This window comes from Streptomyces sp. enrichment culture (assembly GCF_964272855.1).
In the GTDB taxonomy this organism is placed as follows: Bacteria; Actinomycetota; Actinomycetes; order Streptomycetales; family Streptomycetaceae; genus Streptomyces.
The window spans coordinates 6926284-6940593 of the sequence record NZ_OZ186847.1; the positions used below are offsets into that span (position 1 = coordinate 6926284).

Annotated in this window: 11 protein-coding genes; 10 read left to right on the forward strand and 1 reads right to left on the reverse strand. The window is 73.0% G+C overall.

The features are described from left to right. The first annotated feature begins 58 nt into the window (after positions 1 to 58). From ACSU6L_RS30720 to ACSU6L_RS30760, 9 genes are all read left to right on the forward strand, one after another. On the forward strand, positions 59 to 1150 hold the full coding sequence (locus tag ACSU6L_RS30720) for a methionine ABC transporter ATP-binding protein (RefSeq protein WP_437062045.1): 1092 nt from the start codon (positions 59 to 61) through the stop codon (positions 1148 to 1150). Continuing rightward, positions 1147 to 1884 (forward strand): methionine ABC transporter permease, encoded by a 738-nt coding sequence (locus ACSU6L_RS30725; RefSeq protein WP_437062047.1) that lies wholly within the window; start codon positions 1147 to 1149, stop codon positions 1882 to 1884. The genes ACSU6L_RS30720 and ACSU6L_RS30725 overlap by 4 nt, the downstream gene beginning before the upstream one ends. Before the next feature lie 70 nt (positions 1885 to 1954). Then, the gene (locus ACSU6L_RS30730) at positions 1955 to 2788 is read left to right on the forward strand and encodes a MetQ/NlpA family ABC transporter substrate-binding protein (RefSeq protein ID WP_437062049.1); all 834 of its coding nucleotides are present in this window, start codon (positions 1955 to 1957) and stop codon (positions 2786 to 2788) included. A 5-nt stretch (positions 2789 to 2793) separates the two neighbouring features. After that, complete coding sequence (locus ACSU6L_RS30735) at positions 2794 to 3618, forward strand: MetQ/NlpA family ABC transporter substrate-binding protein (protein ID WP_437062051.1); 825 nt, start codon at positions 2794 to 2796, stop codon at positions 3616 to 3618. A gap of 127 nt (positions 3619 to 3745) precedes the next feature. Further along, positions 3746 to 4384: a GNAT family N-acetyltransferase gene (locus ACSU6L_RS30740; protein WP_437062053.1), complete on the forward strand. Its 639-nt coding sequence runs from the start codon at positions 3746 to 3748 to the stop codon at positions 4382 to 4384. A gap of 99 nt (positions 4385 to 4483) precedes the next feature. Next, positions 4484 to 5695: a precorrin-6y C5,15-methyltransferase (decarboxylating) subunit CbiE gene (gene cbiE, locus ACSU6L_RS30745; protein WP_437062055.1), complete on the forward strand. Its 1212-nt coding sequence runs from the start codon at positions 4484 to 4486 to the stop codon at positions 5693 to 5695. 346 nt (positions 5696 to 6041) lie between these two features. Next, positions 6042 to 9935 carry a nicotinate-nucleotide--dimethylbenzimidazole phosphoribosyltransferase gene (cobT, locus tag ACSU6L_RS30750; RefSeq protein WP_437062057.1) on the forward strand — a complete coding sequence of 1298 codons (3894 nt, stop codon included), beginning with the start codon at positions 6042 to 6044 and terminating at the stop codon, positions 9933 to 9935. Positions 9936 to 10075: 140 nt separating this feature from the next. Then, positions 10076 to 11308, forward strand: a complete 1233-nt coding sequence (cobA, locus tag ACSU6L_RS30755) for a uroporphyrinogen-III C-methyltransferase (RefSeq protein ID WP_437062059.1) — start codon at positions 10076 to 10078, stop codon at positions 11306 to 11308. Positions 11309 to 11371: 63 nt separating this feature from the next. After that, entirely contained in the window at positions 11372 to 12190 is an 819-nt protein-coding gene (locus tag ACSU6L_RS30760; protein WP_437062061.1) for a TrmH family RNA methyltransferase, read from the forward strand. Positions 12191 to 12225: 35 nt separating this feature from the next. Here the strand turns inward: ACSU6L_RS30760 and ACSU6L_RS30765 are convergent, their stop codons facing one another. After that, positions 12226 to 13767 (reverse strand): serine/threonine-protein kinase, encoded by a 1542-nt coding sequence (locus tag ACSU6L_RS30765; RefSeq protein ID WP_437065122.1) that lies wholly within the window; start codon positions 13765 to 13767, stop codon positions 12226 to 12228. Positions 13768 to 13963: 196 nt separating this feature from the next. Between ACSU6L_RS30765 and ACSU6L_RS30770 the strand changes: the two genes are divergently transcribed. After that, positions 13964 to 14239: a hypothetical protein gene (locus ACSU6L_RS30770; protein ID WP_437062063.1), complete on the forward strand. Its 276-nt coding sequence runs from the start codon at positions 13964 to 13966 to the stop codon at positions 14237 to 14239. Positions 14240 to 14310 lie beyond the last annotated feature (71 nt).

Genomic DNA, 14310 nt, shown 5'->3' on the forward strand with positions numbered 1-14310 from the left:
GCACAAGTTCTCCCCCGGTCCCCGCGCACCGCGAGAACCGTGCCGCGTTCCCGACCGAATGCACCCGTGCCCGGGCACACCCACGCCCGCGCACTCGACAGTGACGGAAACCCCAGTGATCACCACATCGGGCCTGACCAAGGTCTACCGCTCACGCGGCCGCGAGGTCACCGCCCTCGACGGCGTCGATCTGCACGTTCGCGAAGGCGAGGTGTACGGCGTCATCGGCCAGTCCGGTGCCGGCAAGTCCTCGCTCATCCGCTGCGTCAACCTCCTGGAGCGCCCCACCTCCGGCACGGTCACCGTCGCCGGCCAGGACCTCACCGCGCTCGCCGGCCGCGGCCCGCGCGCCGGCAGGGAGCTGCGGCAGGCCCGCAGCCGGATCGGCATGGTCTTCCAGCACTTCAACCTGCTGTCCTCCCGGACCGTGCAGGACAACGTCGAGCTGCCGCTGGAAATCCTGGGCAAGTCGGGGAAGGAACGTTCCCGCAAGGCGCTGGAACTCCTCGACCTCGTCGGTCTCGCCGACAAGGCCAAGGCCTACCCCGCCCAGCTCTCCGGCGGCCAGAAGCAGCGCGTCGGCATCGCCCGCGCCCTGGCCGGCGACCCCAAGGTGCTGCTCTCCGACGAGGCCACCAGCGCCCTCGACCCCGAGACCACCCGCTCGATCCTGACGCTGCTGCGCGACCTCAACCGGCAGCTCGGCCTGACCGTCCTGCTCATCACCCACGAGATGGACGTCGTCAAGAGCATCTGCGACTCCGCCGCCCTGATGGAGCACGGCCGCATCGTCGAGTCCGGCACCGTCAGCGAACTGCTCGCCACCCCCGGCTCCGAGCTGGCCTCCGCGCTGTTCCCGGTGGGCGGCGAGGCCTCCGGCGACGACCGCACCGTCCTCGACGTCACCTTCCACGGCGACGCCGCCACCCAGCCGGTCATCTCCCAGCTGGCCCGCACCTACAACATCGACATCTCCATCCTCGGCGCCGCCATCGACACCGTCGGCGGGCTCCAGGTCGGCCGGATGCGCATCGAGCTGCCCGGCCGCTACGAGGACAACGTCGTACCGATCGGCTTCCTGCGCGAGCAGGGCCTGGAGATCGACATCGTCGGCCAGGAGCCCGTACTGGTGAAGGAAGGTGCCAAGTGACCTGGTCCGAGATGCAGCCCCTGCTGGAGCAGGCCTGTACCGAGACGCTGATCATGGTCGGCTGGTCCACGCTGATCGCGGTCGTCGCCGGCCTGCCCATCGGCGTCCTGCTGGTCCTCACCGACAAGGGCGGACTGCTGCAGAGCACGGTGCTGAACAAGGTCATCGGGCAGATCGTGAACATCGGCCGCTCGATGCCGTTCATCATCCTGATGGTCGCCCTGATGAACTTCACCCGCTGGGTCACCGGCACCACCATCGGCAGCGAGGCCGCGATCGTGCCGCTCGCCATCGGCGGCATCCCGTTCTTCGCCCGGCTCGTCGAGACGGCCGTGCGCGAGGTGGACCACGGGCTCGTCGAGGCCGTCCAGTCGATGGGCGGCAACACCTGGACCATCGTCCGCAAGGTCCTGGTCCCCGAGGCCCTGCCCTCCCTCATCGCCAGCACCACGACCACGGTCATCGCGCTCATCGGCTACTCCGCCATGGCCGGCACCGTCGGCGGCGGCGGCCTCGGCGACCTCGCGGTCCGCTACGGCTTCCAGCGCTTCGAGACCGGCCTGATGTGGATCACCGTCGCGATCCTCGCCGTGGTCATCTCCGTCATCCAGTTCGCCGGCGACCACGCGGCCCGCTCCCTGCACCGCCGCGGCGCCCGCTCCGGCCCGGCCCCCACGCTCCGCCTGCTCAAGGCGAAGGAGCCGGCGGCGGCCGACATCGACAAGGTCGCGTAAGCGGCCGCTCCCCGAAACTCCCCGTCCACCCACGACGGGGCCGCACCACCCATAAGGAAAGGCACTTTTCGTGCGTAACACCGCCAAGATCACCACCGCCGTCCTCGCCGCCGGAGCACTGACCTTCGGGCTCACCGCCTGCGGCTCCGACAAGGACTCCGGCTCCGACGCGAGCGGACCGCTCACCGTCGCCGCCACCGCCACCCCGCAGGCCGAGATCCTGAACTACATCAAGGACAACCTCGCGGAGAAGCAGGGCCTCGAGCTCGAGGTCAAGGAGTTCACCGACTACGTCACGCCGAACACGGCCGTCGATCAGGGCGAGGTGGACGCCAACTACTTCCAGCACCAGCCCTACCTCGACGACTTCAACAAGAAGAACGGCACCGACATCGTCGCCGTCCCCGGCGCGACGGTCCACCTGGAGCCGCTCGGCGTCTACTCCCAGGGCGTCAAGAAGCTCGCCGACCTGGAGAAGGGCGCCACGGTCGCGGTCCCGAACGACACGACCAACGAGGCCCGCGCGCTGAAGCTGCTGGAGGCCAACGGCGTCATCAAGCTCAAGGCCGGTGTCGGCTACGAGGCGACCCCGAAGGACATCGAGTCCAACCCGAAGAACCTCGAGTTCAAGGAGCTGGAGGCGGCCCAGCTGCCGCGCTCCCTCGGTGACGTCGACGCCGCGGTGATCAACGGCAACTACGCCCTGGAGGCCGACCTCAGCCCGGCGAAGGACGCCATCGCCGCCGAGTCCCCCAAGGACAACCCGTACGGCAACTTCCTCGCCGTCAAGAAGGGCGACGAGGACGACCCGCGCGTCCGGAAGCTCGCCAAGCTCCTCACCTCGCCCGAGGTGAAGAAGTTCATCGACGACGAGTACGACGGCGCCGTCGTCGCGGCCTTCTGACGGCCTTGCGCACCCGCCGCACCGCACTCCTCGCGACCACCGCCCTGACCCTCACCCTCGGTCCGGCGGCCTGCGGCTCCGGCTCCGGCGGTGGCGCCGACGACACCCTCGTCGTCGGCGCCACCGCCGTCCCGGCCGGCGAGATCCTGACGTACATCGAGGAAAACCTCGCCGAGGACGCCGGCCTGGAACTGGAGATCCGGGAGTTCACCGACTACGTCGTGCCGAACACCGCCCTCCAGGAGGGCGCGCTCGACGCGAACCTCTACCAGAACGAGCCCTACCTGGACGACTTCAACCAGGCCAAGGGCACCGATCTGGTCCCCGTCGTCGACGCCTACCTGCCGCCCATGGGCGTCTACTCCAAGAAGACCGACGACGTCACGAAGCTCGCCGACGGAGCCACCGTCGCCGTGCCCAGCGACACCACCAACGAGGGCCGCGCCCTGAAGCTGCTCGCCTCCAAGGGCGTGATCACGCTCAGCGAGGACGCCGGCACGGACGCGTCCCCCGCGGACATCACCGCCAACCCCAGGAACCTCACGTTCAAGGAGCTGGAGCCCGCCCAGCTGCCCCGCTCGCTCGACGACGTGGCCGCCGCGGTCATCAACAACAACTACGCCCAGGATGCGGGCCTCAGCCCCACCGAGGACGCCATCCTCCTGGAGTCGGCGAAGGACAACCCCTACGCCAACATCCTCGCCGTCAAGCGCGGCAACGAGGACGATCCGCGGGTGCGCAGGCTCGCCGACCTCCTCACCTCGCCCGAGGTGGCGAAGTTCATCGAGGACGAGTACCAGGGCTCGGTCCTCCCGGTCACCTCCGGCTGACCCGGCACACCGCACGACGGGGTCCCCTCCAGGCGGAGTGGACCCCGTTGTGCGGTTCGGTGCTTTCATGCTGCATGCTGGGCAGTTCAGCAGGCCCTGACGGTTTCACAGGTTACGGAGCGGCGCCATGACGAGCACCTTCCCCAACATCTCCATCAGCACGGAGCGGTTGGTCCTGCGCCCCTTCGAGGAGCCGGACGTCGAGGCCTTCGCCGAGATGATGAACGACGAACTCGTCGTCGCCTGGACCTCCGTACCGCACCCCTACACCGAGGCCGACGCCCGCGCCTGGATCACCGAACTCGCCCCCGCCGAACGCACCGAGGGCCGCGGCGTCGTCCTCGCCGTCACCGAGTTCCTGACCCAGCGTCTGGTCGGCACCGTCCACCTGCGCAACACCGACTGGCGGGTCCGCGCCAGCGAACTCGCCTACGTCATCGCCCCCTGGGCCCGCGGCGAGGGCTACGCCTCCGAGGCCGCCCTGGCCACCGCCCAGTGGCTCTTCAACGACCAGAAGTTCGAACGGCTGGAACTGCGCACCGCCGCCGACAACACCGCCTCCCAGCAGGTCGCGCAGAAGATCGGCTGTATCAGCGAGGGCGTCCTGCGCGGCGCCTGGATAGCCCGGGCCCGCACCCGGAGCGGGGCGTGGAGCGACGTACGCACCGATGTCATCGTCTGGAGCCTGCTGCCGGAGGACCTGGCCGGTGTCGCCGAGGAGCTGGCGGACACCGGAGGTTTCACGTCCTACCCGGACTGGAACTGAATCCACCGGCGAGGTCGCCCGCCCCGCCCGCGGCCCCACCGGGTACGCTCACGGGGCCTGCCCCGACGACCCGCGCGAACCAACAGGAGAGTGACGACGATGGCCGACCGGGTCACGGTGATCGGCTGGGACGGCTCTCCGCTGACCGCCGCGGCACGCGCCGCCCTCGGCGCCGCCACGCTGGTGGCCGGTGCCGCCCACCACCTCGCCCTGCCCGAGGTGCCCCCCGCCGCCGAACGCATCCGCCTCGGCAGCGTCGCCCTCGCCGCCCGCCGCATCGCCGCCCACCGCGGCACGGCCGTGGTGCTCGCCGACGGCGACCCCGGCTTCTTCGGCGTCGTACGGACCCTGCGCGCACCCGAGTTCGGCCTGGAGGTCGAAGTCGTGCCCGCCGTCTCCTCGGTCGCCGCCGCCTTCGCCCGCGCCGGAATGCCCTGGGACGACGCACACGTGGTCGTCGCACACCCTCGCACCCTGCGACGCGCGGTGAATGTATGCCGGGCCCACACTAAGGTGGCGGTTCTCACCGCCCCCGGCGCCGGCCCCGCCGAACTCGGACTCCTCCTGGACGGAGTTCACCGCACCTTCGTCATCTGCGAGGAACTGGGCACCGACCGCGAGCAGGTCACCGTCGTCACCTCAGACAACGCCGCCGACCACACCTGGCGCGACCCGAACGTCGTCATCGTCATCGGCGGACCCGTCGCCGCGACCGAGGGCGGCGGCTGGATCGCCGGCCGCGACCCGGCCGCCGGCCCGCGCGGCTGGACCCTGCCCGCCGAGGCCTACGACGCCGAACTCGGCGAAGGCGAGACCGAACCGCTGCGCGCCGCCCAACTCGCCCGCCTCGGCCCCCGCGTGGGCGACCTCGTGTGGGACATCGGCTCGGCCTCCGGCGCCTTCGCCGTCGAGGCCGCCCGGGCCGGCGCCGCCGTCATCGCCGTCGACCGGGACCCCGCCGCCTGCGCCCGCGCCCAGGCCGCCGCCCGCCGCTTCGGCGTCCAGCTCCAGGTCGTCCAGGGCGTCGCCCCGCACGTCCTGGAGAACCTGCCCGAACCGGACGTCGTCCGGATCGGCGGCGGGGGAGCGGCCGTGGTCTCCGCGGTCGCCGACCGCCGCCCGCAGCGCATCGTCACCCACGCCGGCACCCGCGACGCGGCCGAACTCGTCGGCCGCGATCTGACCGAGCACGGCTACCGGGTCCAGTGCGCCCTGCTGCAGTCCGTGGAACTCGACACCCGCCACTGGACGGAGAAGGAGCGGAGCGTCGCGTTCCTGCTCAGCGGGGTTCTCCCGGATCGCGCCCCGTGATCCGGTTGTCGTACCGCGCGCGGTAGGCTGGCCGATCGCTGCACCGCACCAGGACGTCCGGCACCCCGTCGGTCAATGTCCCGAAAACGCGCCCTTTTTGGGGTGTGTGTGGTACGGCAACAACCGGGAGGACGCGCAACGTGGCGCAGTCCACAGCGGGCCGTCGTGGATCGAGCTGTCCTGACGGCGGAACGACCGCGACAATGCCACTGAATGGCTTTGTCGCCTTTTCCGGGCGGTCGTTCGTGCCGCTGGGCACGCACGCTCGTTCTTCACTACGGGCGGTCGGTGCGCCGTTCCGGGTGAGCTGGTCGTAGAAGCATCAACCGATGGGCGAGGGGTACGCATGACCGACACCGGCCAGGTCCCGGGCGAGGGGCTGCCGGAGAACGCAGGCATGGTGGAGCAGCCGGGCGTCGCCGCGCCCGGAGCGTACACCTACCTCTCCGAGACACCCGCCGAGGACGAAGACCTGCTGCTGCCCGGCGCCCAGGGCGCCTGGGGCAACGAGGTGGCCCCGCCGGCGCCCGAGCCGGTCGTCGAGGCCGTCCACGAACCCGGCCCGCACGAGCTGGCCGGCCGGGACAGCGGCTCGGTCGACCTCACCGGCGTCCGCCTGCCGAACCCGACGCTGCCGACCGCGCCGACGACGCCGATCCCGCCGATCACCCCGCGCCGTCCGCTGCACCTCGGCCCGCAGATCCCAGACGCCTCCGCCAGCCCGGTCCGCTCCCTCGCCGACCGCGGCCCCGAGTACCTCGACGTCCCGCGCGACCTGCCGCCCCAGGGCGCGGCACCGTGGGGCGCGCAGGCGCCGGTCCAGACACAGGCCCCGGCCGCTCCGGCGCCGGCTCCTGCCCCGGTGCAGGCGCCGGTCGCCGCAGAGCCGACCCCTGCGGAAACGGTTGTCCCGCCCGTCGCCGCCCAGCCGGAGCCCGCCGACGCGGCCCAGGCGGCGGTGGCCCGCCTCACCAGCCAGGCCACGGCGTCGGCGATGCCGGGTGCGGTGGAGGCCGAGCAGGTTCCGGAGGCTGCACAGGCTGCGGCCGATACGGCTAATGCGGCCGAGGTGGCTGACGTGCCGGTCGGTCCGGCGGTCGAGGAGGCCGCTGACGCTTCCGGGAGCGGTGAGTTCCCCGTCGCGGCTGCCGTCGAGGCCGAGGCCGCCGCCCAGGCCCCCGTCGCGGCTGCCGTCGAGGCGGAGGCCGCTGCTCAGGCCCCGGTCGAGGCTGCCGCTGCCGCCGCCGTACCGGAGGTCGTTGAGTTCCCCGCTGCCGCGGGGGAGGACGCGAGCACCGGGCAGGTGCCCGTGGAGGCGGTCGCCGAGGCCGGGCAGGAGCCCGCAGAGGTTGTCGCGGAGGCTGCCGCCGAGGTCGAGGCAGCCCCCGAGGTGGCTGCCGAGGACGGTCAGGTCGCCGCCGCGGTGGCCCCGGCCGACGCCGATCCTGTCACCCCCGTCCAGCTTCCCGACGCCACCCCGGTCCCCGCTCCGGACGCCGGTCAGGTCGCCGATGTTCCGGCCGAGCCGCAGGCGGTCCCCGCCCCGGACGCCGTCGAGCCGCAGCAGCCGGAGGCCCTGCAGGGCCCGGTCGCCGTACAGGTGCCGGAGCCCGACGCCGAGCAGGTCCAGCCCGTCGCCGCGCCGGAGCCGGCCCCCGAGACGCCGCAGGCGCCGGAACCGATCGCCGCCGTCGCCACCGAGGCGCCCGAGCAGGCCGCGCCTGAGACGCCGCAGGCTCCCGAGGCGGTCGTCTCGGAGGCGCCGCAGGCTCCTGCGGTGCTGCCCGAGGCCGCTGAGGTCCCCGAGGCTCCTGAGGTCGCCGAAGCCGTCGCTGTTGCCGCCGCGCAGGCTCCCGAGGCGCCCGCTCCGGTCGTCGAGGCGCCCGTGCCCGCGGAGGCTCCGCAGGTCGTTGAGCCCGACCAGCAGGCGGAGACCCTGCCGCAGCCGCAGCCGGCGGACACCCCGCAGCAGCCGCAGCCCCCTGTCGACCAGCCCGTCGACCAGCTCGTCGCCCCGCCCGCCCCGGAGCCGGCCCCCGAGCCCGAAGCCGCCGTCGCGGACGTCCCGAGCGCCGTACCGGCCGACGACGTACAGATCGACGCAGCCCCCGAGGCCCCCGCGGAGATTCCCGCCCCCGAGGCCCCCGCGGGGATTCCCGCCCCCGAGGTGTCCGCCGACGCCCCCGCCCCCCTGGCCGCCGAGCCCGGCGCGGAGCAGGCCGTCGGTCAGTTCGTGCCGGTGGAGGGCTCGATCCCGACGACGCCCAACCTGGCGCCCACGGTCCCGGCGCCCCGCGAGCCCGAGCAGGCGGCCGCCGCCGAGGACACGGACGAGGTCGCACTCGTACAGCAGGCGGACGACCTGGACACCCGGGCCGCCGAGCAGGAGGACCTGCGGGACCTGCGAGCGGAACAGGCGGACGAGGCACACCCGACGCACCAGACGCAGCAGGCAGACCAGCAAGAAGAAGGCACGGCCCCCGTGGCAGACGCACGCCAGTCCACCGGCCCTGCCGCCCCCGCCTACACCGACGTCGAGCGCGAAGCCGTCCTGAAGGTCATGCGGGAACGCCGGGACATCCGCAACGGCTTCCGCAGCGACCCCATCCCGCACGAGGTGCTGCTCCGCGTCCTGGAGGCGGCGCACACCGCGCCCTCCGTGGGCCACTCGCAGCCCTGGGACTTCGTCGTCATCCGTTCCGCCGACACCCGCCGGGCCATGCACGAGCTGGCGATGCTTCAGCGCGAGGCGTACGCGAAGTCCTTGCCGAAGGGCCGCGCGAAGCAGTTCAAGGAACTGAAGATCGAGGCCATCCTCGACACCCCGGTGAACATCGTCGTCACCGCCGACCCGACCCGCGGCGGCCGTCACACCCTCGGCCGCCACACCCAGCCGCAGATGGCGCCGTACTCCGCCGCCCTCGCGGTCGAGAACCTGTGGCTCGCAGCCCGCGCGGAGGGCCTCGGTGTCGGCTGGGTCAGCTTCTTCGACGAGCGGGAGATGGTCCGCGCGCTCGGCCTGCCCGAGCACCTGGAGGTCATCGCCTACCTCTGCGTCGGCTACGTCGACGAGTTCCCGGACGAGCCCGAGCTGATGCAGGCCGGCTGGTCCAAGCGCCGCCCGCTGTCCTGGGTGGTCCACGAGGAGACGTACGGCCGCCGTGCCCTGCCCGGAGAGGAGCCGCACGACCTGCTCGCGGAGACCGTCGCGCAGATCCGCCCGCTGGACGCCAAGGCGCTCGGCGAGGCGTGGGAGCGCCAGAAGCGCATGACGAAGCCGGCCGGCGCGCTCGGAATGCTGGAGATCATCTCCGCCCAGCTCAGCGGCCTGTCCCGGCAGTGCCCGCCGCCGATCCCGGAGCCCGCGGCCGTCGCGATCTTCGCGGGCGACCACGGTGTGCACGCCCAGGGCGTCACGCCGTGGCCGCAGGAGGTCACCGCCCAGATGGTGGCCAACTTCCTCGGCGGGGGAGCGGTCTGCAACGCGTTCGCCGGCCAGGTGGGCGCCGAGGTCTGCATCATCGACGTCGGTGTCGCCGCCGACCTGCCGTCGACCCCGGGTCTGCTGCCCCGCAAGGTCCGGCCGGGCACCGCCGACATGACCACCGGCCCGGCGATGACCCGCGAGGAGGCCAAGAAGGCCATCGAGGTGGGCATCGAGACGGCCCGCGACCTGGTCGCGGCCGGCAACAAGGCGCTGCTGACCGGCGAGATGGGCATCGCGAACACCACCGCGTCCGCCGCCCTGATCTCCGTCTTCACGGGCGCGGACCCGGCCGAGGTGACGGGTCGTGGCACCGGCATCAACGACGAGACGCTGGCCCGCAAGACCGAGGTCGTCCGTCGCGCCATCGAGGTCCACCAGCCCGACCCGGCGGACCCCATCGGCGTCCTCGCCGCTATCGGCGGCCTGGAGCACGCCGCCATGGTCGGCCTCCTCCTCGGTGGCGCGTCCCTGCGTACGCCGGTGATCCTGGACGGCGTCAGCGCGGGCGCCGCCGCCCTGGTGGCCCGCGCCATCGCCCCCGAGGTGCTGGCCGCCTGCATCGCGGGCCACCGCAGCGCCGAACCGGGCCACGTCGCCGCCCTGAACAAGCTGGGCCTGCGCCCCCTGGTCGACCTCGACCTCCGCCTCGGCGAGGGCACCGGCGCCCTCCTCGCCCTCCCGATGGTCCAGAGCACCGCCAGGGCGATGCACGAGGTGGCGACGTTCGACTCGGCGGGTGTCACCGAGAAGTAGGCGTGCCGCGCGGGGCGGTCCGGTGTTCAGCCATCGGACCGCTCCTGTCGCCTGCCCCGTTCGCACTCTAAAATCCGCACGTCAGGGCTGCTCCGACGCCGAAGCGCCCCCCGCCTGCCAGCACGAGGAGCCGTCCCCTCATGGCCGAACACCCCGCCTACCCCGTAGGCCTCCGCCTCACCGGCCGCAAAGTGGTCGTCCTCGGCGGCGGCCAGGTAGCCCAGCGCCGCCTCCCGGCCCTCATCGCGGCGGGCGCCGACATCCACCTCGTCTCCCCGGAGGCCACCCCCTCCGTCGAGGCGATGGCGGACGCGGGCGAGATCACCTGGCAGAAGCGCCCGTACGCCGAAGGCGACCTCGCCGACGCCTGGTACGCCCTGATCGCCACCAGCGACGCGGAGGCGAACACCGCCGCCTCCGCCGAGGCGGAGCGCCACCGCGTGTGGTGCGTCCGCTCCGACGACGCCGACGCGGCCACCGCCTGGACCCCGGCGACGGGCCACAGCGAGGGCGTCACCGTCGCCGTACTCACCACGGACGCACGCGGCCGCGACCCCCGCCACACCGCCGCCATCCGTGACGCGGTCGTCGAGGGGCTGCGTGACGGCACCCTCGTCGCCCCCCACCACCGCACCCGCACCCCGGGCGTCGCCCTGGTCGGCGGCGGCCCCGGTGACCCGGACCTGATCACGGTCCGCGGCCGGCGCCTGCTCGCCGAGGCCGACGTGGTCATCGCCGACCGCCTCGGCCCGCGCGACCTGCTCGCCGAGCTGCCCCCGCACGTCGAGGTGATCGACGCGGCGAAGATCCCATACGGCCGTTTCATGGCCCAGGAGGCCATCAACAACGCCCTCATCGAGCACGCCAAGCAGGGCAAGTCGGTCGTACGGCTCAAGGGCGGCGACCCGTACGTCTTCGGCCGGGGTATGGAAGAGCTCCACGCGCTCGCCGAGGCGGGCATCCCCTGCACGGTCGTCCCCGGCATCTCCAGCTCGATCTCGGTCCCGGGCGCGGCCGGCATCCCGGTCACCCACCGGGGCGTGGCCCACGAGTTCACCGTGGTCAGCGGCCATGTGGCCCCCGACGACGAGCGCTCGCTGGTCGACTGGGCGTCCCTCGCGAAGCTCACCGGCACGCTGGTGGTGCTGATGGGCGTCGACAAGATCGGCAAGATCGCCGAGACCCTGGTCGCGCACGGCAAGTCCCCGGACACCCCGGTCGCCCTGGTGCAGGAGGGCACGACGGCCGCCCAGCGCCGCGTCGACGCCACCCTGGCCACGGTCGCCGACACGGTCCGTACCCGCGAGGTCAAGCCCCCGGCGGTCATCGTGATCGGCGAGGTGGTCACCGTAGGCCCCCAGACCTCGGCGTAACCCGGGGTGACACAACCCGTTCCGTGCCGTTGGCAGCACCCCAGAGCAAGGCAGTATCACCCTGTGGCCGATCTCATCACCGTCCATGACCCCGACGACCCGCGTCTGCACGACTACACGGGCCTGACCGACGTCGAGCTGCGCCGCAAGCGCGAACCCGCCGAGGGCCTGTTCATCGCCGAGGGCGAGAAGGTCATCCGGCGGGCCAAGGACGCCGGGTACGAGATGCGGTCGATGCTGCTGTCCGCCAAGTGGGTCGACGTCATGCGCGACGTCATCGACGAGCTCCCGGCCCCCGTCTACGCGGTCACCCCGGAACTCGCCGAACGCGTCACCGGCTACCACGTGCACCGCGGCGCCCTCGCCTCCATGCAGCGCAAGCCGCTGCCGACGGCGGCCGACCTCCTGCGCACCGCCCGCCGGGTCGTCGTCATGGAAGGGGTCAACGACCACACCAACATCGGCGCCATCTTCCGCTCGGCGGCCGCCCTCGGCATGGACGCGGTGCTCCTCTCCCCGGACTGCGCCGACCCCCTCTACCGCCGCAGCGTCAAGGTCTCCATGGGCGCGGTCTTCTCCGTCCCGTACGCCCGCCTCGACAGCTGGCCCAAGAGCCTGGACTCGGTCCGCGAGGCCGGCTTCACCCTCCTCGCCCTCACCCCGGACGAGAAGGCCAAGACCCTCGACGAGGCCGCCCCGCACCGCATGGACCGCGTCGCCCTGATGCTCGGCGCCGAGGGCGACGGCCTGACCACCCAGGCCCTGGTCGCCGCCGACGAATGGGTCCGCATCCCCATGTCCCACGGCGTGGACTCCCTCAACGTGGGCGCGGCGGCGGCGGTCGCGTTCTACGCGGTGGCGACGGGCCGCCCGGGGGCGTAGCCGTCGCCGGCGACGGCCCGGTGACCGCCTGCGGCTTACTCGGACCGCTCGAGGGTCGACTCGTACCGCTCGGACATCAACTGCCCCTCGTCCAGCGGGCGGTAGCCGGTCCGTACCTGCTCCTGCCGCTCCGGGACGCCTCCCCGCTCGTCGCCGAGCCCGTGGGCCGACCCCTGGCAGCCCTGTACGAGACCGATGCCGAGCGCCACGAGCAGGGTCACGACGACGAACACGAACAGCCGCTGGCGCAGCAGCCGCGGGTTGGCCGGCCGCAGCCCGGTCTTGGTGTTCCTGGGTGCCGACCGTCCGGATCCGCCGCGCGGCACCGGACGGGCACCGCTGCCGGAACGGGTCGTGCTGCGCGAGGCGGAGGTGTTGCGCGAAGCGGAGGTGTTGCGCGGGGCCGGCGTGTTCCGCGACACGGGGGTGTTCCGAGAGGCGGGCGTGTTCCGAGAAGCGGGCGTGGGCCGCGTCCCGGACCGGGACGAGGGGACCCCGCCCCGGGAGGCACCGCCACCGCCGCCGCGCGACGGAACCGGACCTCGTGACGGGCCACCGCCCCGCGCGGGTGCGGCACCGCGCGCCGCACCCGCGCCCCGGGGCGCGGGCGTGCCGGGCGCGCTCGCCGGGCCCTGCGGCCGGCGCGGGGACGGCGGGCGCTGCGGGTCGGGGTAGGTGTCCGCCAGCCGGCCGGTGGGCCGGTCCGCCTCACTGCTGCGCGGCGCGGGCGGACGCCCCTCGATCAGCTCCTGTGCCTCGCGGGCGGCGATCTCCTTCAGCCGCAGTGACAGATCCAGGGTGCTGGGCCGCTCCTCGGGGTCCTTCGCCAGGCAGGCCCGCACCAGCGGGGCCAGCGCGTCCGGGACGCCGTGCAGCTGCGGCTCCTCGTGGACCACGCGGTACAGCATCACCTCGGAGCTGCCGTGCCCGAAGGGCGAGTCGCCGGTCGAGGCGTAGGCGAGCGTGGCACCCAGCGAGAACACGTCCGTGGCCGGGGTCACCGCGGCGCCGCGCACCTGCTCGGGGGCGAGGAAGCCGGGGGAGCCGACCGCCGTGCCCACGTGGGTCAGGGTCGAGGCGCCGGTCGCCCAGGCGATACCGAAGTCGATGATCCGCGGTCCCTTCGGGGACAGCAGGATGTTGGACGGCTTGAGGTCCCGGTGCACGACCCCCGCCTCGTGGACGGCGACCAGGCCCTCCGACAGCGCGGCCCCGACCGCGGCGACGTCGGCCGCGAACAGCGGGCCCTCGTCGGCGACCTTGTCGTGCAGGGACGGGCCGGGCACGTACTGCGTGGCGAACCACGGACGCTCCGCTTCCAGATCCGCCGCGACCAGCCGGGCCGTGCAGCCGCCCCGGATCCGGCGGGCCGCGGAGACCTCGCGGGCGAACCGCGACCGGAACTCCTGGTCCTCCGCGAGATCGGGCCGGATCACCTTCAGGGCGACCCGCTGCCCCTTCTTGTCGGAGCCCAGATAGACAACGCCCATCCCACCCGCGCCGAGCCGTCGGTGAAGCTTGAACGAGCCGACGACGCGCGGGTCCTCGCGCCTCAGGCGCATCATCGCCATGTTCATCCCCGCTGCCCGGTCCGTCTGACGTGGCACAGCTTACGTTTCCCCGGCCGCCTGCGCGCAGAGGCCGCGCCCTCTCCATCCGATCGATTGTCAGTGCCGGGTGGGACACTTGAAGGATGGTCAGGGAGCCCGCGAACGGCCCGACTTCATGGACGGCGGGCACTCAACCACCCGTCACAGAAGGGGGATTGATCCCGTGAAGGGTGACCGCGTGGAAATAGTCGTGGACGCCGGCGACACGACACGGACGTACGAGGTGGTGGCGAGCCGGGCGGGCCGCCGGGTGGAGACGGCCGTGCGACGAGGCGTGGTGGAAGTGAGCGAAGTCACCCGCACCGGGGCCGTCGTCCGTACGGCACGGTTCATGGCGAACCGGGTCCTCGCGCTGGTCGAACAGCCGGTGCCCCGGGAGGACGGCTCGGAAAAGCGGGGGCACTCCGGGCGTCCCCTCCGGGAAGACCCCGAGACGTAGCACTCCGTCTCCACCCAGGGGAGTACACCGCAGCTCATGGCTCATCCTCGGGGAGGCCAGGCAATCGGTAC